Here is a 20309-nt window from a genome sequence, read left to right on the forward strand (position 1 = left end):
CAATAGCCAATAAGCGTGAGCCGAAGGATTGAAGTGGTATGAGCCTGAACTTCCTTGAGTTTGAACAGCCGATTGCGGAACTAGAAGCCAAAATTGAAGCACTGCGTGAAGTGTCGCGCCGTGATGAATCAGCATCGGTTGATCTGGACAAAGAAATTGAACAACTGGAAAAGAAAAGCCTGGAGCTGACCAAGAAGATTTTTGGCGATCTGGGTGCCTGGCAGGTTGCTCAGTTAGCCCGTCATCCACAGCGTCCGTACACTTTTGATTATGTTGAACATATGTTCACCGAATTTGACGAACTGGCCGGTGATCGTGCGTTTGCCGATGACAAAGCCCTGGTGGGTGGGATCGCGCGTCTGGAAGGACGTCCGGTGATGGTGATTGGTCACCAGAAAGGCCGTGAAACCAAAGAGAAAGTGTTGCGTAACTTCGGGATGCCAAAGCCGGAAGGATACCGCAAAGCGCTGCGTCTGATGAAAATGGCGGAGCGGTTTAAGATGCCGATCATCACCTTCATCGACACTGCGGGTGCTTATCCGGGCGTGGGTGCGGAAGAGCGTGGTCAGTCCGAAGCGATTGCGACCAACCTCAAAGAGATGGCTGGCCTGACGGTGCCGGTGATCTGTAACGTGGTGGGTGAAGGCGGTTCCGGCGGCGCGCTGGCCATCGGTGTGGGTGACTGTGTCAACATGCTGCAATACTCCACGTACTCGGTGATCTCGCCGGAAGGTTGTGCCTCCATCTTGTGGCGTGACTCTGACAAGGCCCCGCAAGCGGCGGAAGCCATGGGCATGACTGCGGAGCGCCTGAAAGAGCTGGATCTGATCGACAACATTATCGATGAGCCGCTGGGTGGTGCACACCGCAACGTGATCGAAATGGCTGAGAACCTGAAGAAGCAAATTCTGGCGACGCTGGAAGAGCTGGACGGTCTGGATACCGAAGCATTGCTGGAGCGTCGCTACCAGCGTCTGCTGAGCTACGGTTACTGCTAACCGCTAACCGCTAACTGCTAACTGCTAGCTATTAACGGCTAACCGCCGCACTGCAACACAATTGACGGAAGAACGGATCACCCAGGTGATCCGTTTTTTTTTATGGGTCACTCTGGTATAAGAGCTTCACTATTATCGATGTGAGCTGCCCCATGCTGTATTCCCGATTCGCTGCCTTTCTTCAGCCTTATGGCGAACGTCCGCGACGTTTTGTGTTAGCCCTGAGCGGTGGACTGGATTCGCGCGTGTTGCTGGCATTGCTGGGGCAGTTTATCCGGCGCCACCCGCAACATCAGGCGCAGGTGGTTCATGTCCATCACGGCTTGAGTCCCAATGCTGATGCCTGGCTGGCGCGCTGTCGCGACTGGAGCGCGCAGGCCGGTCTGGCGTTTGCGGCAGAGCATGTCACGTTAACGCTGGGCGCCCGGGTCAGTGTCGAGCAACAGGCCCGCGAGCAGCGTTATCAGGCGCTGGCCCGGCATGTGAACGACGGGGATCTGCTCCTGACGGCCCAGCATGCCGATGATCAGCTGGAGACCTTCCTCCTGGCGCTCAAACGGGGCAGTGGCCCGGCGGGGTTGGCTGCGATGGCGCCGGAGACGCCTTTTGGCGAGGGGCAACATCTGCGGCCGTTGCTCTGGGCCACCCGGGAAGAGATTGAAGTGTATGCCCGCCATCAGGGGCTGGCGTGGATTGAAGACGAGAGCAACCGGGATACCCGGTATGATCGGAACTTCTTACGCCATGAGATCACCCCCGGGTTGACGGCACGCTGGCCCGGGCTGCGCAAGTCTGTCGCGCGTAGCGCGGCCTTGTGCGGTGAGCAGGAAGCGCTGTTGGCAGAGCTGCTGGCCACCCGGCTAGCCCAGGCCGTTCAGGCGGACGGCAGCCTGGCGATTGCCGAGCTCGGCTCGGAGCGAACAGGCAAGCAATTGATCCGTTTGTGGTTGCGCCAGCAGGACGTCTTGATGCCGTCTCAGGCACAGCTCAGTCAGCTCTGGAACAGCGTGGTGATGGCCCGAGCGGATGCCAACCCGCAGCTTCGCTGGCAGCAGGTTGAAGTGCGCCGCCACCGCCAGTGCCTGTACCTGATCCGGCAATGGCCGGCGATTCACCATATTCAGCTGTCTTGTACGCTGGGGGCTCCGTGTCACTTGCCTCAGGCGCTCGGCACCGTGCTGCTTCAGCACACCGGGCAGGGGCAACTCCGGCTACCGGCTTCGGACGAGCCGGTGACGGTGCGTTTTAATCCGGAAGGCATCGAAGCCAAACCGGTTGGCCGGGTGGGGCGGCGCAAGCTCAAAAAACTGTTTCAGGAATACGGCGTGCCGAGTTGGAATCGCCGCCGGACGCCGTTGATTTTTTATGGCGATCAGCTGGCGGCTGTCGCCGGGTTATTTGTCGTCGATGCGTATCGGGGTCAAGACTGTGACCTGACTTGGCAGAATGATGTATTTGATGTGCAATGTTAGGTTAAAGAGTGCACAATCTAACTTGCTGGTTTTTCATCGTAAATTGAAAGACCACCCCTTTGGATAAACAAAATTATAAGAGGACATGATGAAAAAAGTTCTTGCAATAGCAGTGTTAGCAACCGTGATTTCTGGCCCTACACTTGCTGCGGATGCAGCCGCGGGGAAAGCGAAAGCTGCGGTCTGTGCCGCATGCCATGGCGCGGATGGTACGGCGATGATCCCGACTTACCCAAACCTGAAAGGCCAGAATGAGCAGTACCTGGTCGGAGCCCTGAAAGCTTACAAAAACAAAGAGCGGACTGGCGGCATGGCCGTGGTGATGCAGCCACAGGCTGCGATGCTGAGCGATAGCGATATTGCCAATGTGGCGGCTTATTATGCCTCGCTGAAATAATTTATCTGCTTGTCTTGCGAGACGCAGACAAAAAAGCCGCTTCCTCTCCGGGGAAGCGGCTTTTTTATGTGCGTCAGGAATCGTTTAAATCAGAATGAACCTGATACTTTCCGCTAGGTGGTTATGTTTTAGCCAGTCGGACGTTCTGGTGTTGATCCGAAAACAGGGATGGATTATTGTACTAGCACACTGATACATCAAGGTAAGGGTCATGGCAGGAAACAGAGAACATTTTGGATCACGGATAGGGTTTATTTTGGCAGCCGCCGGTGCTGCCGTGGGCCTGGGCAACATCTGGGGATTCCCGACGCAAGCTGCCAGCAACGGCGGTGGCGCTTTTTTGCTGGTTTATCTGTTGATGATTCTGGTGGTGGCCTTTCCGATGCTGATTGTCGAAATGGCGATCGGCCGTCACGGTCAGGCGAACCCTATCGACAGTATGCGCAGCTTGTCGGACAACCCGACGGCAAAAAAGGCCGGGGCACTGGTCGGCTGGATTGGTCTGATGGTCCCGTCGTTGGTCCTGGCGTTTTATAGCATTGTCGCGGGCTGGTTGATTTGTTTTATGCTGGCTGCCGTGACCGATATGATCGGCCTGCAGGCTGCGTCTGAGTGGTTGAAAGGCTTCTCTGTTTCCCGAAATCTGTTCGGTGCCGTGGTGTTTTACCTGCTGACGATTCTGATTGTTCAGAGCGGGGTGAAGCAGGGGATTGAGAAATGGTCTACCCGTTTAATGCCGGCGCTGTTTGCGCTGTTCGGTTTGCTGTTTCTCTACATCATGACCCAGGACGGGGCGATGGAAGGCCTCAAGCACTACCTGGTGCCGGATTTTAGTATGGTGTTTGATCGTGAGCTGCTTCTAGCGGCGATGGGCCAGGGCTTCTTCTCGCTGACGATTGGTGGCTGCTCCATGCTGATTTACGGCTCGTACCTGAGCAAAAAAGAAAGCCTGCCGAAAATGGCGCTGAGCGTGACGCTGGTGGATACGGCTGTGGCCTTTATCGCTGGCCTGGTGGTCCTGCCTGCCATGTTCGTTGCCATGAACAAAGGCGTGGCGATTTATGCCGAAGACGGCTCGCTGCTGAGCTCGGATACCCTGGTCTTTACCGTGTTGCCGATGCTGTTTGACAGCCTGGGATTTGTCGGCCAGCTGGTGGCACTGGTGTTCTTTATCCTGATGACCATTGCCGCGTTGACCTCTTCAATATCGATGCTGGAATGCCCGGTGTCGCTGGTGAGTGAGCGCTTTGCTTTAGGCCGCAAGCCGACGAGCTGGTTGCTGGGTGGGGTGATTGCGCTGTTCAGTGTGGTGATTATTTTCAACTTCGGCGCCTTGTTCGGCTTGGTCGCCAAAGTGGCTACCCAATACTTCCAGCCGGTTGCAGCACTGATGTTCACCTTGTTCGGGGGGTGGGTGTGGTCGCGTCACTCGAAGCTGAAAGAGCTCAGTGCCGGGAGTCCGGATCTGCAACACAGCCTGTTCTGGAAAATCTGGCCGCTCTACGTCAAGGTGGTGTGCCCGGTGCTGGTGGCGACGGTGCTTTACGCCTCTCTGGGATAAACTGACCTTCAATATAAAAAAACGGAAGCCTTGTCTTCCGTTTTTGTTTTTCGGTGTCGGGCGTATGGCACGCTCGCGCGGGCTCAGCGAAACTGCTTGGCGTCCGGCAGATAATCAAACCCGGCGGCCGCGAGGCGGGCGATGAGCTTGTCTTTGTCAATCCCGTAGTATTTGACCAGGCTGTCCAGGGTCCCGAACTCATCGCGGATCTTCATGTTGACAATGCTCATCAGCATCACCGGATCCATGGTTTCAAACTTTGTCACATCCATTATTGGTCCTCGTGATCACTCATTAACAGATTTGCGGCGGCAAATGCAGCCTGCTCGCGCAGCGCCAGCGGGACTTGTTCATTGGCAGCAATCTCGTTGAGTGCCTTGACGGCACAATGAATCGCATTGGGGATATATCCCAGTTCACCGCCACCAATTTGGGCATAGGTCATCCGGATCAGCTCGCAGCATTCATAGACTTTCATGGTCGTGTCCTTCTTGATTCGTTCACTTCCGATAGACACCGGAATATCTATGGGAAGTGCGGCTGCGTGCGCCTTGCCCGGCGGTGCGTCAACCCCAGCTATCTTAGCAAAGTTGTAGCACGGCTTTGGTGCTGAGATCAAAATCTGGTGCGTTAACGGGCTCGTTTGTGGCGGTAGAGCTGGCGGTCGGTGCGGTCAACCAGGGTCGTGCTGGTGTCTCCTTTCTGGTATTCGGCAAATCCGATCGAGACCCCGATCCGTAAGTTGCGCAGGGTCGGGTCCTCCTGCATGAGCTGGTCGACCCGCTCGCTGACGTGCATGGCAGATTGGTCCGTGGCAGGCTGGAGCAGGACGGCAAACTCATCGCCGCCGATGCGGTAACAGCGGTCGGAGCTCCGTACGGCCTGTTTCAGCAGGCTTGCAAACTTGCGGATCACTTTATCGCCGTCCAGGTGGCCGTATTTGTCGTTGACTTGTTTGAAGTTATCCAGGTCAAACATCATCAGCACCAGGCCGACATTGCGCCGCTCGCTCATGGCGATGGCATGCTGGATATCCTGTTCGAAGCTGCTGCGGTTGCCGAGGCCCGACAGGTAGTCGCGCAGCGCCATGTTTTTTACCCGGCGATATTCAATGGCGTTCGCCAGCGGACCGGCAAATAACCGGTGGTAGGTGTGCAGCAGGCTGATTTCGTCTTTATCGAGCGGGTAGGGGGTGGCGTATTGCAGCTTGCCCAGTTCGTTGTCGCCAAATCGCAGGACAAAGGTTTGCCTGTGTGGGGTTGCCTGCCCCCGGCGGACCAGGGAGGTGGTCTCTTCAAACGCCCAGACCATGCGACTGACATCGATCTGTTTTTCGACTTCGCGGGCAAAAATCTCAAAAATTAAGCCGAGATCCAGCTTGCCCTGGAATTTTTGCAGGATCAGCAGACGTTGATCAGCCCCAAGGGGTTTGGTCCTTGGTTTACTGCTGTCGGCAAATATATTACTCCAGACTTTTGGATCCATAAGGGCGTCAAAAAAAGATCAGGGGGTTACTATAGGCAATTATTAAGCCATTTCAACACTTATCATGGGTTTTTATCAATAAATATAAGGATTTATTGCAGGAAATTGCGAAGGATCGTTTCTTTTTCCAGGGCGTCGTGATACCCCAGCTCCATCAAGGCGTGAATATATCCTGGTTCGAACAGGATATAACTGGTAATTGCCGCATCATCTTTCGGACTCAGGCCGGTCAGGCGCATTAATGCCCGGGTCATCGGTGGCATCTGACCGTAATATTTCTGGGCCAGCGGTTCGAATGACTGGCTGGGATAGAGCAGGAGATGATCGACGATCTTCATCCCCATTTTCTCTTTTTCAGTTGGCGGCAGAGCTTGGATCAGCTGATTGGATCGCGCCAGATGTTCCAGATCCGCAGCCAGGGTGTCGCTGAAAATGGTGTCCATCAGGTGGCCGCCCAGGGTTGCCAGGCCGGGCGCTTTGGTGTGATCCATTTCGTTGATCTTCTGGTTGATCAAATCAATGATCAGGATCTTGTCGGCGCCCATTTTCAGGGACGGGCGCAGGGGAGCCAATTGGTGGATCGAGCCATCGCCGTAATAGGTCCTGCCGATCCGCACCGCCGGGAAGACCACCGGGATTGCGGCCGAAGCCAGCAGGTGCTCGGTGGTGATCAGGGACCGGCGGCCCTTGGCCTTGGCTCGGTTCCACTCGGGAATTTCCGGCTGGCCCTGAAAAAAGCTGACCGACTGGCCGCTTTTGTAGCTCGAGACAGTGACAGACAGGCCGTGCAGGTTACCGGCCAGGATCTGCGTTTCCAGCCGCTCATAGTTGTTGACCTGATTGAGCAACTGGCGCAGCGGACGACTGTCAAGTAACCCAAACGGTGGGCGTTCATGATAGTCGGCCTGCAGGCGGGCCAGCCATTGGTGGGCGAGGTAACCGGTCATGCCTAGGGCACTGGCCCGGAACACCCGGCGGCTGTGCAGCCGGGCCCAGATCCATTCCAGCTTTTTGACCCCAAGCCGAAAGCAGGAGGCATAGCAGGCCATGGCGGTGGCATTGATGGCCCCGGCAGACGTGCCGGAGTAAATGGTAAACGGGCTGTGGTGAACGCGGGGATACCACTCGGCAATCGCCTTCAGCACGCCGACCTGATAAGCGGCTCGGGCGCCCCCGCCGGGCAGTAGCAAGCTGATCCTGGGCTTATCCTTCGCCATTGGGTCTTCCTTCTCTCTTTCTCGACTCACTATACACCGGAATCATCCGACATTGGATCGTGACAACCTGCTTCTGAGATCTGCGGCAGGTGTCCCAAAGCCTGCTGTTGGCCAGGAAAACGGTCATAAAAAAAGCCTCCGCAAGGGAGGCTTGATTGCATGTGAGCGGTGGATTAAGCCAGTTTTTGCTGAATAAAGTCCACGATTTCAGTCACAGGCACACCTTCTTTGGTGCCGGCGCGACGGTTTTTATATTCCATCTCACCGTTTTCCAGGCTGCGGTTGCCAATGACGATGGTGTGCGGGATCCCGATCAGCTCGTGGTCGGCAAACATCACGCCCGGACGCTCTTTGCGATCGTCAAACAGGACTTCGATTCCGGCAGCAGTCAGATCGGCGTATAGCTTCTCAGCCGCGTCGCGAACTTCATCAGATTTCGCCATGTTCATCGGTACAATCGACACCTGGAACGGGGCGATCGCATCCGGCCAGATGATGCCGTTGTCGTCGTTGTTCTGCTCAATGGCCGCAGCAACCACGCGGGTACAGCCGATGCCGTAGCAGCCCATTTCCATGATCACGTTCTTGCCATCCGGACCCAGTACTGCAGCGTTCATTGCTGCGGAGTAGTTGTTGCCCAGCTGGAAGATGTGGCCGACTTCAATGCCGCGCTTGAGCTGCAGGGTGCCTTTGCCGCATGGGCTTGGGTCACCTTCAACCACGTTACGCAGATCTTCGACCTGGCCCAGCGCAACGTCACGACCCCAGTTAATACCGAAGTAGTGTTTACCGTCGATGTTGGCACCCGCGCCGAAGTCACTCATCACAGCGACAGTGCGGTCGACAACAAACGGTACCGGCAGGTTCACCGGACCCAGTGAGCCAGGACCGGCATTCACGATGGCACGAATTTCTTCTTCAGTTGCAAACTCCAGTGGCGCAGCAACGCAAGACAGGTTCTCAGCTTTGATTTCATTGAGCTCGTGGTCGCCACGGATGATCAGGGCAATCAGTTCAGCGTCAACTTCGTCCGATGCTTTGACGAACAGGGTTTTCACGGTCTTATCGATCGCGATCCCGTGCTGTTCAACCAGCTCGTCAATGGTCTTGGCGTTCGGCGTATCGACCAGGGTCATCTCCTGAGTCGGCGCAGCGCGCTCGGTTGCCGGTGCCAGTGCTTCTGCTTTTTCGATGTTGGCCGCGTACTCAGACTCAGTCGAGAAGGCGATCAGATCTTCGCCGCTCTCAGCCAGAACGTGGAACTCATGAGAGCCAGAGCCGCCGATCGAGCCGGTATCCGCCAGCACCGGACGGAAGTCCAGGCCCATGCGGTTGAAGACATTGCAGTATGCCTGATGCATGATCTCGTAGGTTTCAACCAGGCTTTCTTTGTCCAGGTGGAACGAGTAAGCATCTTTCATGATGAACTCACGCGAGCGCATCACCCCGAAGCGTGGGCGCACTTCGTCACGGAATTTGGTCTGGATCTGATACAGGTTCAAAGGAAGTTGTTTGTATGACTTCACTTCGTTGCGAACCATGTCGGTGATCACTTCTTCGTGCGTAGGGCCCAGCACAAACGGTCGGTCATGGCGGTCAGCGATACGCAGCAGCTCAGGACCAAACTTGTCCCAGCGACCGGTTTCTTCCCATAGCTCAGAGGGCTGAACCACGGGCATTAATGTTTCGACTGCACCTGCATTGTTCATTTCTTCGCGAACAATGTTTTCGACCTTACGCAGAACACGCAGACCTGTAGGTAGCCAGGTGTAAAGACCTGAAGCCAGCTTACGGATCATACCTGCACGTAGCATCAGCTGGTGGCTGATCACTTCTGCGTCGTTTGGAGTCTCCTTCAGCGTTGAAAGAAGATATTTACTGGTACGCATTGATGGTATCCGTTGGTTAGATGAAATGAATTGGGTTCGGGGCCAGCCCCGTCCGCCGTTTTAGGGCGATAACCGCATATATTAACAGCCTATTGCCGGTTCGCCAAAGAGAACAAACGGTTGGCGACTGTTATTTTGTGAGCGGACGCTCCAGCGCATGGACGGTGATCTGTGCGTCGCTGACACTGAATTTTACATTGTAGTCGAACAGGTGCACGGCGTACTCTTTGGGATCCGGTTTGCCTTTCTTATAGGCCGGGCGCGGATCCTGCGCCAGCACTTCTTCAATCACCGCCCGTTGGCGAGCCAAGTGACGGCCTTGCAGTTGCGACTCGGCTTTGGGGCTGAAGTGAACCGGCAGGGTTTCCGGGCTCTCGCTGGCAAATCCGCCGATGGCCCCGGGCAGGCTGTCGGAGTAGGGAATATAGGGCTTGATATCGATAATCGGGGTGCCGTCGACCAGATCCACGCTACCGAGTTCGAGGATCACATCCCCGCCTTGCTGGCGCACGCCGATCAGTTCGACCGCGGACATTCCGATCCCGTTGGGGCGAAACGTCGCACGGCTGGCAAATACGCCGATGCGCTCATTCCCGCCGAGGCGCGGTGGCCGAACGGTCGGGCGCCAGCCGGCTTCCAGGTTCTGATCAAACAGAAACAGCAACCACAGGTGGCTGAACTGCTCAATGCCCCGGACAGCCTCCAGGGCATTGGCTTCCCCCTGTAGCACCAGCTCCGAGCGGGCGCTGGGGACTAGTCCGGGCTGGCGCGGGACGGCAAATTTTTCTTTATACGGCGAGCGGATCACGCCTACCGGGTCAATCTGGTAACTCATTGCATGGGCCTTTTTCAATCTGGCGCTGACGATAGCATAAAATTGTGCTTGATCTTTTAATGAGAATTGATGTCAAATGGTATGTTATAACATAACACTTCGGTTTGTGGTGTTCACAGACCGGGCATTGCTCAAGGAGATCAGGATGAAACCAGGTATTCACCCGGAATATCGCACCGTTGTTTTCCACGACACCAGCGTGGATCAGTATTTTTTAGTCGGCTCGACGCTGAAAACCGATCGCACCATTGAATGGGAAGACGGCAACACCTACCCGTACTACACCCTGGATGTGTCATCGGCCTCGCACCCGTTTTACACCGGCAAGCAGCGAGTGGTCAGCAGTGAAGGTCGGATGGCTCACTTTAACCGCCGATTCGGTCGCTTCGGCGCCAAGCAGGAGGGGTGATCATGCAAGTGCTCAGCTCACTCAAAAGTGCCAAGTTGCGTCATCGGGATTGCCAGATCGTGAAACGACGCGGGCGGATCTATGTGATTTGTAAATCCAACCCACGATTCAAAGCGGTTCAGGGACGGGTGAAAAAGCGATAAGTAAGACAGAACCAGCAGGGAACGCTGGTCGGCAGCGATAAAAAAGCCCCTCCGATTGGAGGGGCGAGGCTTGTTTCAGGAAGGAACAGCAGCCTTGAAATTACCAGCCTTTCACCACACCGCCCTGGAAGATCTCTTTGGCCGCTTCATACACGGTTTCAGATTGGTAGGCTTTGACGAAAGTCTGCACGTTTTCAGCATTCACGTTGTCTTCGCGGGCCACAATCAGGTTCACGTAGGGTGAATCTTTGTCTTCGACGAACACCCCATCACGCTCTGGTGTCAGGTTGATACTGCTGGCATACGTGGTGTTGATGATCGCCAGCTGAACGTCATCCAGCGAACGCGGCAGTTGGGCTGCTTCAAGCTCAACAATCTGTAGGTTCTTCGGATTCCCGACAATATCCAGCACGGTTGCCGTCAGGCCCGCACCGTCTTTCAGGGTCAGCAGGCCCTGTTGTTGCAGCAGCAGCAGCGAGCGGCCCAGGTTGGTCGGATCGTTTGGTACTGCGACTTGATCGCCATCTTTCAGCTCATCGATTGATTTGATTTTGCTGGAATAGGCGGCAATCGGGTAGACAAACGTGTTACCGGCAATCGCAAACTTGTAGCCACGGTCCGTGATTTGCTGATCCAAGTATGGTTTGTGCTGAAACGCATTGATGTCGATCGAGCCTTCTTCCAGTGCTGCGTTCGGTGAAACGTAGTCGGTGAAGGTGATCAGCTCAACATCCAGGCCGTATTTGTCTTTGGCTTCCTTGGCAGCCACTTCAGCAACCTGTGCTTCTGCACCCGCCATGACACCGATTTTAATTTTGCTGTTGTCTACCGCAGCTTCTTTCTCGCCGCAGCCGGTCAGAACCAGTGCCGAGGCCAGGCCGGCTACTGCAAACAGGTTTTTCAGATTAAACGCCATGTTACTTCTCCTTAAAAGCGGGATTTCCATAATCCTAGTCGGTAATAGGGTTGTCTTTGTTTTTACATTGTGTGTTCGTATTGGGTGGACTTAGCGGTGATCGACACGCTTGACCAGATGATCACCGGCAGACTGAATGCATTGCACCAGAATGACCAGCATGACCACGGTGATCAGCATGACGGTGCCGTCGAAACGCTGGTAGCCGTAACGGATCCCAACATCGCCTAGACCGCCGCCGCCGACGGTGCCGGCCATGGCTGAGTAGCTCACCAGGGTCACCAGCGTAATGGTGATAGCGTTGATAATGCCCGGCATGGCTTCCGGCAGCAGCACCTTGCTGATGATCTGGCGCGGTGTTGCACCCATCGCCTGAGCGGCTTCTACCAGGCCGCCCGGCACTTCCAGCAGCGCCCCTTCAACCAGGCGGGCGATAAACGGAATCGCGCCAACGGTCAGCGGAACAATCGCCGCGGCGGTCCCAATCGAGCTGCCGACCACAAAACGGGTAAACGGAATAATGGCGACCAGCAGGATAATAAACGGGATCGAGCGGCCGATATTGGTCACGGTCCCCAGAACCTTGTTCAGGGTCGAGTGTTCCAGCAGCCCGCCTTGTTTGGTCAGGTGCAGGGCAACACCAGCCGGGATCCCGATGGCGAAGCCAATCAGACCGGAGGCAAGCACCATCACCAGCGTTTCACCCAGCGCCTCAATCAGTAAATACGTCAGGCGTTCATTGGCCTGCCACCAGTTCGCAATTGTTTCAAGCAACATAACCCAGTACCTCTACATTAACCTTGTGATCGCGCAGGAAGGCAATGGCCTGCTCTGCTGCTTGTTCGGTGCCGAAAAACTCCGCCAGCATCAGGCCGAATTTGACGCCGCCGGCATAATCCATATCTGAGCTCAGAATGCTGATGTCAATATTAAACTCACGGGCGACCTGGCTGATTAGCGGAGCATCCACGGAAGCGCCGGTAAATTCCAGGCGGACCAGCGGGTAGCTGTTCTCAACTCGGGTGTCGGTGAGCCGGGCGCGGTAGTCTTCCGGGATCGACAGATCCAGGGTTGAGCGAATGAACTCCCGGGCCAGTTCGGTTTTCGGATGGGCAAAGATATCGCCGACCGGACCTTTCTCGACCAGTTCACCATCGCCGATGATCGCCACTTGGCTACAAATGCTTTTCACCACATCCATCTCGTGAGTGATCAGCAAAATGGTCAGGTTCAGCTTGCGGTTGATCTCCTTGAGCAGCTCTAAAATCGACTGGGTGGTCGCCGGATCCAGCGCACTGGTCGCTTCATCACACAGCAGGACTTTCGGGTCGGATGCCAAGGCCCGGGCGATGGCCACACGTTGTTTCTGGCCGCCGCTGAGGTTGGACGGATAGGCACTGCTCTTGTCGGCCAGCCCCACCAGTTGCAGCAGCTCAGTCACTTTGCTTTTGAGGTCCGCTTTTTTGGTCCCGGCCAGCTCAAGCGGCAGGGCCACGTTGTCGAACACCGTCCGGGAAGACAACAGATTGAAGTGCTGGAAGATCATCCCGATTTTACGCCGGGCTAACGTCAGCTCCTGGGTGGAGAGCTGAGTCAAATCGACACCATCGACAATCACATGGCCGCTGGTGGGCTTTTCTAACAGGTTCACGCAGCGGATGAGGGTACTTTTCCCTGCACCGGATGAACCGATCACGCCGAAAATTGTGCCTTGCTCAATGGAGAGGTTGATATCACGCAGCGCGTTGATTTCCTTTTCTCCCTGATAGAACACTTTGTTCACTCTATTGATTTCTATCATCGAACTTCCTGAGCTGTTTGCTGCTGCCCAATACAATTCACCGGGCAAAAATGGGTGATAATGGTTTAATTTGTTGCTGTTTATTGTGTTTACACTGTAATTAGTTTGTGCGTAAAGTGTTTCCTAAACGCTTATGTGGTTGATGCTAGGGTGTCTAGACGGCTAAGTCAATAGATATTTTTACGTCTGGACGTCTAAATGGCTTTCTTGACTTGAGCCAAAATCTTCAGCCCTGGCAGAAACCGGGCGGATAAACGGATGAATCCCGGGGTGAGCCGTGTCATAATCGCGCCAGTAATGTAGACAGACAGAGGGCTGACTTTTGGCCAAACCCGCAGTTTTTATTGATCGTGACGGCGTGATTAACGTGGATCATGGTTATGTGCATACCGTCGATGATTTTGAGTATGTCGAAGGTGTTTTTGAGGCGTGTAAAAAGCTCAAGGCGATGGGCTATTTGCTGGTCCTGGTCACCAACCAGGCGGGGATTGCCCGTGGCATGTACAGCGAAGATGAATTCCTGACCCTGACCGAGTGGATGGACTGGAACTTTGTCGACAACGGAGTGGAATTTGACGGGATTTATTACTGTCCGCACCATCCGACGGAAGGCAAAGGGGATTACCTGCAGGATTGTAACTGTCGCAAGCCGAATCCGGGGATGTTCATTTCAGCCCGCGATTTCCTGAAAATCGATATGGCCAACTCGGTGATGATTGGTGACAAAACCGATGACATGAAAGCGGCGCAGGCGGCAGACGTCGGCACCAAGATCCTGGTCCGTACCGGCAAACCGATCACCGAAGCCGGCGAAGCACTGGCTGATACTGTGCTCGACAGCGTTGCCGATGTCCCGGCCTGGCTGGCTGCGCGCTAAACCGCAAAACAGTACACAACTTCCAGAGATAAAAAAACAGGTCGTCTCGCGACCTGTTTTTTTTGACATCATCAGAAAAACTTGCGGTTTCTCACTGTTATAAATTTGACACTATACTCAGTTGAAGACACGCCCTGTGAGCGTGGTCAATTCGTTACCTGAGTCGTCTGGACATCATGTCATCAACTCTTGTGGATGGCGGGACCTTGCTCAGGCTATGAGAAAGGGAGCGGGCCGATACATGCTGTCGTATTTATTGCATCGTATGGCGCTGATTATACCGACATTCTTAGGCATTACCGTGCTGATCTTTGCCATTACCCGGCTGGTGCCCGGCGGGCCGGTCGAGCGGATGCTGGCGAACATGCAGTTTCAGGGGGATGGAGCGGCGGCGATGACGACCGCGGGCGGCAGTACGGCCTTGTCTGATGATCAGCTGGCGCAGCTCAATGCGTTTTATGGCCTGGATAAACCGGTTCACCAGGCGTACTGGGAGTGGCTGAAGAAGCTGATACGCTTTGATTTAGGGGAGTCGACCCGTTATTACGAGCCGGTCACCGAGATGATTGCCGAACGACTGCCGATTTCGCTGTTCTACGGTGGGATGACGTTCTTTATCAGCTATTTTATTTCCATCCCTTTGGGCTATTTCAAAGCCATCAAACATGACTCGGCGTTTGATTCTGGTTCTTCCATTCTGATCTTTGTCGGTTATGCCCTGCCGGGGTATGTCGTCGGGGTGTTGCTGATCACCTTGTTCAGCTATCACCTGGAATGGTTTCCAATGGGCGGCTTTGTCAGTGATGACTTTGACGATTATGAAACCCTATATCAACAGGTGCAGGATGTGCTCTGGCATGCGGTCTTACCGCTGATTTGTTATCTGATCGGGGATTTCGCCACCCTGACTATGACGATGAAAAATAACCTGATGGAAAACCTGTCCTCGGATTATATCCGCACCGCGATTGCCAAAGGCTTGCCGTTCCGGACCGCGGTGCGAAAGCATGCCCTGCGCAACAGCCTGATCCCGATCGCTAGCCATTTCGGCAACTCTATACTCTTCTTTATGACCGGCTCGTTTCTGATTGAGGTGATCTTCAACATTGATGGTATCGGCCTGCTGGGGTATGAGTCGATTATGCAGCGCGACTATCCGGTGGTCATGGGGATCGTGGCGATTAATGCCGCCTTGCTGATGCTCGGCAATATTGTCTCGGATATCTGCGTGGCGGCGGTCGATCCGCGTGTGCGGTTTGGAGCCTGACGATGCTGAGACTCGACCCGCTGACCCGGAAAAAATTGCGACGCTTTCAGGCGATCAAGCGGGGGTATTGGTCATTCGTCCTGCTCTCGGGGTTGCTGATGCTGTCGCTGGTGGCGGAGCTGTTGATCAATAGCAAAGCTTTGGTGGTGAAATACAACGGTGAATACAGCTTTCCTGTGTTCAGTGATGTGAAGGCCGGCACCGATTATGGTTTCGATTATCTCAGTGAGCCGGATTACAAAGCGATGCAACGTCAGTTTCAACTGGAGGGCAGCGAGAACTTCGTGATCATGCCGCTGGTGCCGTGGGATCCGTTTGAGCAGGATTTCAGTGGTGATTATCCGCCGACGCCGCCCAGCGTCCAGACTCAGCATTATCTGGGAACCGATGTGATTGGTCGCGATATTCTGGCGCGGCTGGTCTATGGATTTCGTACTGCGATGGGATTCGCCCTGCTGACCATGACGGTGTCTTACGCCATCGGCACGGCGGTCGGATGCGCGATGGGCTTTTTCGGCGGCAAGTTTGACCTGCTGGTCCAGCGCCTTATTGAAGTGTGGTCTATGGTGCCGTTTTTGTATGTGATCATGATTTTGGTCTCGGTTACCCAGCCGACGTTCACCCTGTTTGTCGGGATCAATGTGCTCTTTGGCTGGATGGGCATGACCTGGTATATGCGCACCATGACGTATAAAGAATCTGCCCGTGAGTATGTGATGGCTGCCCGGGCGCTGGGGGCATCGACCGGGCGGATCATCTTTCGCCATATTCTGCCTAACACCACGGTGATGATCGTGACCCTGGCGCCGTTCACTATTGCAGCCAACATTACCGCCCTGACGGCACTGGATTATCTGGGCTTGGGGCTGATGCCACCCACGCCGAGTTGGGGGGAGTTGCTGCAACAAGGGAAATCGAACCTGGATGCGCCCTGGATCGTCGGCTCAGTCGTGACGGCGATTGTCCTGGTGCTGGTGATGGTGACCTTTATCGGGGAAGCGATCCGGGCGGCATTCGATCCGAAAAAATTTACCCGTTATATCTGACGCTATCGACAGGATGTGAAGATGAGAAGTCGTGAACTGTGGTTGTTTTGTCTGATGGTTTTGAGTCTCCGGCCCACCCTGGCAGCGGACTTGCCTCAGGATCTGGTCTGGGTCTCCAATATGGAAGAGCCATTGTTTGCCTCCGATCAGGCCAAGCGCGGCGGCACTCTGCACACGTTTATGGCCAGCTTTCCCCAAACATTGCGCAGTGTCGGGCCGGATGCCAATTCAGGGTTGCGGCATTACTTTATGGACGGGACACCGAAGCTGGCAGCAAGGCATCCGAATACCGGCAAATGGATACCACAGTTGGCGCAGGCCTGGGCGTTTGGTGACGACCATCAAACCGTGTACTTCAAGCTCAACCCCGACGCCCGTTGGTCGGACGGCAAACCGATCACGGCAGATGACTATCTGTTCATGCTGACCTATTACCGCTCGAAGGACATCATCGATCCCTGGTACAACGACTTTTTTATCCACTCGATCAAGGCGGTCGAAAAATATGATGATTACACCATCGCGATTGTTTCCGGTACGGCGAAGAGTCAGGATGAGCTGATGGTGCAGATCAACCTGCCCAGCAATGGCCTGCAACCCCGCCCGGCACATTTTTTCAAACCCAAGAAAGACGTTAACAAAGATGGAATCGATGATGATTTTGTCCGCCGTTATAACTTCAAGAGCGAGCCGACGGCCGGGGCGTATTACCTGTCTGACGTGAAGAAAGGGAAAAGCGTGACCTTCAAGCATGTCGGGGCGGACTGGTGGGGGTACGGGAACCGTTATTACCGCAACCGCTACAATGTCGATCAGGTGCGGATTCGGGTGATCCGCGATAACGACATCGCACTGCGATACTTTGAGAAAGGTCAGCTCGATACTTTTGGTTTGATCCTGCCTTCCCTGTGGCATGAAAAGTCGGACAGCGAGCCGTATCGTAAAGGCTATATTCATAAATTCTGGGGCTACAACCAGGTGGCTCAGGGAGCGGGGGGATTGTGGATGAACACGGCCAAGCCGTTGCTGGACAATCTGGCGATCCGGCAGGGGATCACCTACGCCACTGACTTTGACGGCATGATTCAGCATGTCCTGCGCGGGGATTATGCCCGTAAACCTCATGGATTGGGATTCGGACATGGGGAGTATGACCGCCCGGACAACCGCCCGCCGCCATTTGACCCGGCGTTGGCGGCGAAGTACTTCACCGAGGCCGGTTTTGACCGCATTGGTCCGGACGGGATCCGGATCAACCGTCAGGGGCAAAGGCTCAGTTTTGCGATTACCTACGGCTATCCGGTGTGGACCCCGCGCATTGCGTACTTAAAAGAGCAGGCCAAACAGGCCGGGCTGGAGTTCACCCTCAATCTGGTCGATGGCTCGGCGGCGTTTAAATACATTCTGGAGAAAAAACACGATCTGGCTTTTTTGAATATGAGCGGCGGGGAAATCCCGGCTTACTGGGAATATCTGCATTCGGACAATGTGAAACCGCAAACCAACAATCATGCCAGCTACAGTTCGCCGCAATTGGATCAGCTGATTGATGCGTTTAAGCGTGAGTTTGATGTCCAGAAGCGTTATGCGCTGTCGCGCCGGATCCAGAAACTCGTCGCCGATGCTTTCATTATTGTGCCGGGTTATATGGTGCCCTATACCCGGGAAGCGCACTGGCGCTGGGTGAAATATCCGGATCCGGGCATGACCAAAAGAACCGAAGTCATGTTTTACCCGGTGGAATACGGCACCTTCTGGATTGATGAAGCGGTCAAGCAACAAACCCTTAAAGCCATGGAGGACGGCAAGACCTTTGAGCCAGTCACCGTGATTGACGACCGATTCAAGCTTTGAGGAAGGTGCGTATGACAGATGATGTGATCCTGCGTGTCAGTGATCTCCATGCGGTGTTTATGACCGATGACGGTGTGACGCCGGTCTTGCATGGGGTGAATTTCGAGGTGCGCCGGGGCCGAACGCTCGGGCTGGTGGGGGAGTCCGGTTGCGGCAAGAGCGTGACGGCAATGTCCATTATGGGATTGCTGCCCAAGCCTTACGGGCGGATCACCCGGGGACAGGTGCTGTATCGTGGGACGGATCTGGTGACGTTGCCACCGGGGGAGATGTACGCCATGCGCGGCAATCGGATTTCAGTGATTTTTCAGGATCCGATGACGGCACTCAATCCGGTTTACTCGGTCGGTCAGCAACTGGCTGAAGTATTGGCGCTGCATCGTCCGGAGCTGACGAAGAAAGAAAGGCAGCGCCATTGCGTTGCATTGTTGGCAAAAGTGAAGATCCCCGAACCGGAAACGCGGGTTCATGAGTATCCGCATCATTTATCCGGCGGCATGCGGCAGCGGGTGATGATTGCGATGGCGCTGGCGTGCCATCCCGATATCTTAATTTGTGATGAGCCGACAACCGCGCTGGATGTCACCGTTCAGGCTTCCATCCTGGACTTAATGCTGGATCTGCAACAGGAAACCGGCATGGCGATGATTTTTATCACCCATGATTTAGGCGTGGTGGCGGAGATCTGTGATGACGTCGCGGTGATGTATAACGGACGGATTGTCGAGTACGCGGATGTCTTTACTTTATTTGACTGCCCTCGTCATCCGTATACGCAGCGGCTGCTTGGCTTGATGCCGGGCTTAGAGAGTGAGCCGAAGCAGCTGATTGACATCAAGCCGATTGATCCCGAGCTGTTTCCGGAGTTCCGGTCGCCGCAATCCGATTGATGGCGTGCTCGCGGCAGGTAAAGGAGAAGCGGGATGAAAACAGTGCTGCACGTGGAAAATCTCAAGCAACACTTTATTTCCGGGAAGGGCATCATTAAGAAAGGCTATACGGTGAAAGCCGTCGATGGAGTGAGCCTTTCGGTGGCCCGGGGGGAGACTCTGGGGCTGGTTGGTGAGTCCGGCTGCGGGAAAAGCTCGCTGGGGCGGACCATATTGAAACTGCATGAGCCGACGGCGGGACAGATCTTTTTTGAAGGCCAGGAGATCACTCAGTGGACAGCCCGGCAAATGCGTCCCTTACGTCGGGAAATGCAGATGGTGTTTCAAGATCCGATGGAATCGCTGAATCCACGCCATACGGTAGGGATGATCCTGGAAGAGCCATTTGCCATCCACCAGGTCGGTACGGCGAGCGAGCGGCTGGTATGGATTAAGGCGTTATTGGATAAAGTCGGCTTACCGGCAGCATCTGTCCATAAATATCCGCACGAGTTTTCCGGTGGCGAGCGCCAGCGTATCGGGATTGCCCGGGCAATTGCCTTAAAGCCCAAGCTACTGATTTGTGATGAGTCCGTTTCTGCGCTGGATGTATCCGTCCAGGCCCAGATCCTGAATTTGTTGCTTCAGCTACAAAGCGAGATGAATCTGGCGATGATTTTTATCTCGCATGATTTGTCTGTGGTTCGGAAGGTGTCCGATCGGGTAGCTGTCATGCACTTCGGACAAATTATTGAGAGCGGTCCTGTTGAAGCGATCTATCATGCGCCGCAGGCGGATTACACCAAAACCTTGTTAGCTGCGATTCCTGCCACGCACCCGAGGGACAGACGGCGAAAAAAGCCCCGAATACCGATTAAAGAGCGTGCCGAGCATCAAATTTAGCGAAAGGGTTACCGTGGAATGACAAATGATGGTGAAAAAACGATGGCTTAAGGTATTTTGGTTTGTTTTTTGTTCGCTTGGTTGGTTTCTGCCATAAAACCTGAAAAAAAGGATTGCGCTGTTCTGAATACTCCCTATAATGCGCCTCCGTTGACACGATAAACGGTTCGCAAGAAACGTTGTGAAAACAAGTTCTTTAACAATTTGACCATGCAATCTGTGTGGGCACTCGTGAAATGATAGTCAAAAGATTTATCAGTGAACTGAGTGACCAAAACGACATAGCTTCGGCTATATCGGCACAGTCAATTTATTTTTGCTTCTGCTTTTTCTTAAAAAGCGGCGGCAAGAAATCAGTAATCACTGAGCC

21 protein-coding genes are annotated in these 20309 nt (G+C 54.7%); 12 read left to right on the forward strand and 9 right to left on the reverse strand.

What is annotated here, in order from left to right; translation table 11 throughout:
* The first annotated feature begins 38 nt into the window (after positions 1–38).
* The 4 genes from accA to VV869_RS22135 all read left to right on the forward strand — a co-directional run bounded on the left by accA (position 39) and on the right by VV869_RS22135 (position 4428).
* Positions 39–998, forward strand: a complete 960-nt coding sequence (gene accA, locus VV869_RS22120; protein WP_337737114.1) for an acetyl-CoA carboxylase carboxyl transferase subunit alpha — start codon at positions 39–41, stop codon at positions 996–998.
* Between the two features lie 152 nt (positions 999–1150).
* Positions 1151–2470, forward strand: coding sequence for a tRNA lysidine(34) synthetase TilS (gene tilS / locus VV869_RS22125; protein ID WP_337737115.1), 1320 nt, complete (start codon positions 1151–1153; stop codon positions 2468–2470).
* An 85-nt stretch (positions 2471–2555) separates the two neighbouring features.
* The gene (locus VV869_RS22130) at positions 2556–2867 is read left to right on the forward strand and encodes a c-type cytochrome (RefSeq protein WP_337737116.1); all 312 of its coding nucleotides are present in this window, start codon (positions 2556–2558) and stop codon (positions 2865–2867) included.
* Between the two features lie 211 nt (positions 2868–3078).
* Positions 3079–4428 carry a sodium-dependent transporter gene (locus VV869_RS22135; protein ID WP_337737117.1) on the forward strand — a complete coding sequence of 450 codons (1350 nt, stop codon included), beginning with the start codon at positions 3079–3081 and terminating at the stop codon, positions 4426–4428.
* An 83-nt stretch (positions 4429–4511) separates the two neighbouring features.
* On the opposite strand, the gene VV869_RS22140 is transcribed toward VV869_RS22135, so the two are convergent.
* From VV869_RS22140 to tsaA, 6 genes are all read right to left on the reverse strand, one after another.
* Positions 4512–4700 carry a DUF4250 domain-containing protein gene (locus VV869_RS22140; protein ID WP_337737118.1) on the reverse strand — a complete coding sequence of 63 codons (189 nt, stop codon included), beginning with the start codon at positions 4698–4700 and terminating at the stop codon, positions 4512–4514.
* A complete protein-coding gene (locus VV869_RS22145) occupies positions 4700–4906 on the reverse strand; it encodes a YaeP family protein (RefSeq protein WP_337737119.1) in 207 nt (68 codons plus the stop codon). Before VV869_RS22145 ends, VV869_RS22140 begins: the two co-directional genes overlap by 1 nt.
* Before the next feature lie 152 nt (positions 4907–5058).
* Complete coding sequence (locus VV869_RS22150) at positions 5059–5913, reverse strand: GGDEF domain-containing protein (RefSeq protein WP_337737120.1); 855 nt, start codon at positions 5911–5913, stop codon at positions 5059–5061.
* A 92-nt stretch (positions 5914–6005) separates the two neighbouring features.
* Positions 6006–7130, reverse strand: a complete 1125-nt coding sequence (locus VV869_RS22155; RefSeq protein ID WP_337737121.1) for a patatin-like phospholipase family protein — start codon at positions 7128–7130, stop codon at positions 6006–6008.
* Positions 7131–7303: 173 nt separating this feature from the next.
* On the reverse strand, positions 7304–9019 hold the full coding sequence (locus VV869_RS22160) for a proline--tRNA ligase (RefSeq protein ID WP_337737122.1): 1716 nt from the start codon (positions 9017–9019) through the stop codon (positions 7304–7306).
* 130 nt (positions 9020–9149) lie between these two features.
* On the reverse strand, positions 9150–9854 hold the full coding sequence (gene tsaA, locus VV869_RS22165; RefSeq protein WP_337737123.1) for a tRNA (N6-threonylcarbamoyladenosine(37)-N6)-methyltransferase TrmO: 705 nt from the start codon (positions 9852–9854) through the stop codon (positions 9150–9152).
* A gap of 145 nt (positions 9855–9999) precedes the next feature.
* Here tsaA and VV869_RS22170 point away from each other — a divergent pair, with 145 nt between their 5' ends.
* A complete protein-coding gene (locus tag VV869_RS22170; protein ID WP_255389607.1) occupies positions 10000–10263 on the forward strand; it encodes a type B 50S ribosomal protein L31 in 264 nt (87 codons plus the stop codon).
* Positions 10264–10265: 2 nt separating this feature from the next.
* On the forward strand, positions 10266–10406 hold the full coding sequence (ykgO, locus tag VV869_RS22175) for a type B 50S ribosomal protein L36 (protein WP_337737124.1): 141 nt from the start codon (positions 10266–10268) through the stop codon (positions 10404–10406).
* Positions 10407–10506: 100 nt separating this feature from the next.
* On the opposite strand, the gene VV869_RS22180 is transcribed toward ykgO, so the two are convergent.
* The 3 genes from VV869_RS22180 to metN all read right to left on the reverse strand — a co-directional run bounded on the left by VV869_RS22180 (position 10507) and on the right by metN (position 13123).
* Complete coding sequence (locus VV869_RS22180; protein ID WP_337737125.1) at positions 10507–11322, reverse strand: MetQ/NlpA family lipoprotein; 816 nt, start codon at positions 11320–11322, stop codon at positions 10507–10509.
* Between the two features lie 90 nt (positions 11323–11412).
* Positions 11413–12099, reverse strand: a complete 687-nt coding sequence (locus VV869_RS22185; RefSeq protein ID WP_337737126.1) for a methionine ABC transporter permease — start codon at positions 12097–12099, stop codon at positions 11413–11415.
* Positions 12089–13123, reverse strand: a complete 1035-nt coding sequence (gene metN / locus VV869_RS22190; RefSeq protein WP_337737127.1) for a methionine ABC transporter ATP-binding protein MetN — start codon at positions 13121–13123, stop codon at positions 12089–12091. Before metN ends, VV869_RS22185 begins: the two co-directional genes overlap by 11 nt.
* A 322-nt stretch (positions 13124–13445) precedes the next feature.
* Between metN and gmhB the strand changes: the two genes are divergently transcribed.
* The 6 genes from gmhB (at position 13446) to VV869_RS22220 (ending at position 19939) form a co-directional block, all read left to right on the forward strand.
* Complete coding sequence (gene gmhB / locus VV869_RS22195) at positions 13446–14000, forward strand: D-glycero-beta-D-manno-heptose 1,7-bisphosphate 7-phosphatase (protein ID WP_337737128.1); 555 nt, start codon at positions 13446–13448, stop codon at positions 13998–14000.
* Between the two features lie 241 nt (positions 14001–14241).
* Positions 14242–15267 carry an ABC transporter permease subunit gene (locus tag VV869_RS22200; RefSeq protein WP_337737129.1) on the forward strand — a complete coding sequence of 342 codons (1026 nt, stop codon included), beginning with the start codon at positions 14242–14244 and terminating at the stop codon, positions 15265–15267.
* A 2-nt stretch (positions 15268–15269) separates the two neighbouring features.
* Complete coding sequence (locus VV869_RS22205) at positions 15270–16313, forward strand: ABC transporter permease (protein ID WP_337737130.1); 1044 nt, start codon at positions 15270–15272, stop codon at positions 16311–16313.
* A 21-nt stretch (positions 16314–16334) separates the two neighbouring features.
* Entirely contained in the window at positions 16335–18167 is a 1833-nt protein-coding gene (locus VV869_RS22210; RefSeq protein WP_443147358.1) for an extracellular solute-binding protein, read from the forward strand.
* A gap of 11 nt (positions 18168–18178) precedes the next feature.
* Complete coding sequence (locus VV869_RS22215; protein ID WP_337737131.1) at positions 18179–19057, forward strand: ABC transporter ATP-binding protein; 879 nt, start codon at positions 18179–18181, stop codon at positions 19055–19057.
* Between the two features lie 33 nt (positions 19058–19090).
* The gene (locus VV869_RS22220) at positions 19091–19939 is read left to right on the forward strand and encodes an ATP-binding cassette domain-containing protein (RefSeq protein WP_337737132.1); all 849 of its coding nucleotides are present in this window, start codon (positions 19091–19093) and stop codon (positions 19937–19939) included.
* Positions 19940–20309: the final 370 nt, after the last annotated feature.

This window comes from Photobacterium sp. MCCC 1A19761 (assembly GCF_037389125.1).
In the GTDB taxonomy this organism is placed as follows: Bacteria; Pseudomonadota; Gammaproteobacteria; order Enterobacterales; family Vibrionaceae; genus Photobacterium.

What these genes read in the sequence shown, in the direction of transcription:
- accA (WP_337737114.1), top strand. Translation starts at nt 39, where the DNA reads ATGAGCCTGAACTTCCTTGAGTTTGAACAGCCGATTGCGGAACTAGAA.
- VV869_RS22185 (WP_337737126.1), bottom strand. Translation starts at nt 12,099, where the DNA reads ATGTTGCTTGAAACAATTGCGAACTGGTGGCAGGCCAATGAACGCCTG.
- VV869_RS22215 (WP_337737131.1), top strand. Translation starts at nt 18,179, where the DNA reads ATGACAGATGATGTGATCCTGCGTGTCAGTGATCTCCATGCGGTGTTT.
- VV869_RS22145 (WP_337737119.1), bottom strand. Translation starts at nt 4,906, where the DNA reads ATGAAAGTCTATGAATGCTGCGAGCTGATCCGGATGACCTATGCCCAA.
- VV869_RS22140 (WP_337737118.1), bottom strand. Translation starts at nt 4,700, where the DNA reads ATGGATGTGACAAAGTTTGAAACCATGGATCCGGTGATGCTGATGAGC.
- tsaA (WP_337737123.1), bottom strand. Translation starts at nt 9,854, where the DNA reads ATGAGTTACCAGATTGACCCGGTAGGCGTGATCCGCTCGCCGTATAAA.
- metN (WP_337737127.1), bottom strand. Translation starts at nt 13,123, where the DNA reads ATGATAGAAATCAATAGAGTGAACAAAGTGTTCTATCAGGGAGAAAAG.
- VV869_RS22160 (WP_337737122.1), bottom strand. Translation starts at nt 9,019, where the DNA reads ATGCGTACCAGTAAATATCTTCTTTCAACGCTGAAGGAGACTCCAAAC.
- VV869_RS22170 (WP_255389607.1), top strand. Translation starts at nt 10,000, where the DNA reads ATGAAACCAGGTATTCACCCGGAATATCGCACCGTTGTTTTCCACGAC.
- tilS (WP_337737115.1), top strand. Translation starts at nt 1,151, where the DNA reads ATGCTGTATTCCCGATTCGCTGCCTTTCTTCAGCCTTATGGCGAACGT.
- VV869_RS22205 (WP_337737130.1), top strand. Translation starts at nt 15,270, where the DNA reads ATGCTGAGACTCGACCCGCTGACCCGGAAAAAATTGCGACGCTTTCAG.
- VV869_RS22200 (WP_337737129.1), top strand. Translation starts at nt 14,242, where the DNA reads ATGCTGTCGTATTTATTGCATCGTATGGCGCTGATTATACCGACATTC.
- VV869_RS22180 (WP_337737125.1), bottom strand. Translation starts at nt 11,322, where the DNA reads ATGGCGTTTAATCTGAAAAACCTGTTTGCAGTAGCCGGCCTGGCCTCG.
- ykgO (WP_337737124.1), top strand. Translation starts at nt 10,266, where the DNA reads ATGCAAGTGCTCAGCTCACTCAAAAGTGCCAAGTTGCGTCATCGGGAT.
- VV869_RS22155 (WP_337737121.1), bottom strand. Translation starts at nt 7,130, where the DNA reads ATGGCGAAGGATAAGCCCAGGATCAGCTTGCTACTGCCCGGCGGGGGC.
- VV869_RS22210 (WP_443147358.1), top strand. Translation starts at nt 16,335, where the DNA reads ATGAGAAGTCGTGAACTGTGGTTGTTTTGTCTGATGGTTTTGAGTCTC.
- VV869_RS22135 (WP_337737117.1), top strand. Translation starts at nt 3,079, where the DNA reads ATGGCAGGAAACAGAGAACATTTTGGATCACGGATAGGGTTTATTTTG.
- VV869_RS22130 (WP_337737116.1), top strand. Translation starts at nt 2,556, where the DNA reads ATGATGAAAAAAGTTCTTGCAATAGCAGTGTTAGCAACCGTGATTTCT.
- VV869_RS22150 (WP_337737120.1), bottom strand. Translation starts at nt 5,913, where the DNA reads ATGGATCCAAAAGTCTGGAGTAATATATTTGCCGACAGCAGTAAACCA.
- VV869_RS22220 (WP_337737132.1), top strand. Translation starts at nt 19,091, where the DNA reads ATGAAAACAGTGCTGCACGTGGAAAATCTCAAGCAACACTTTATTTCC.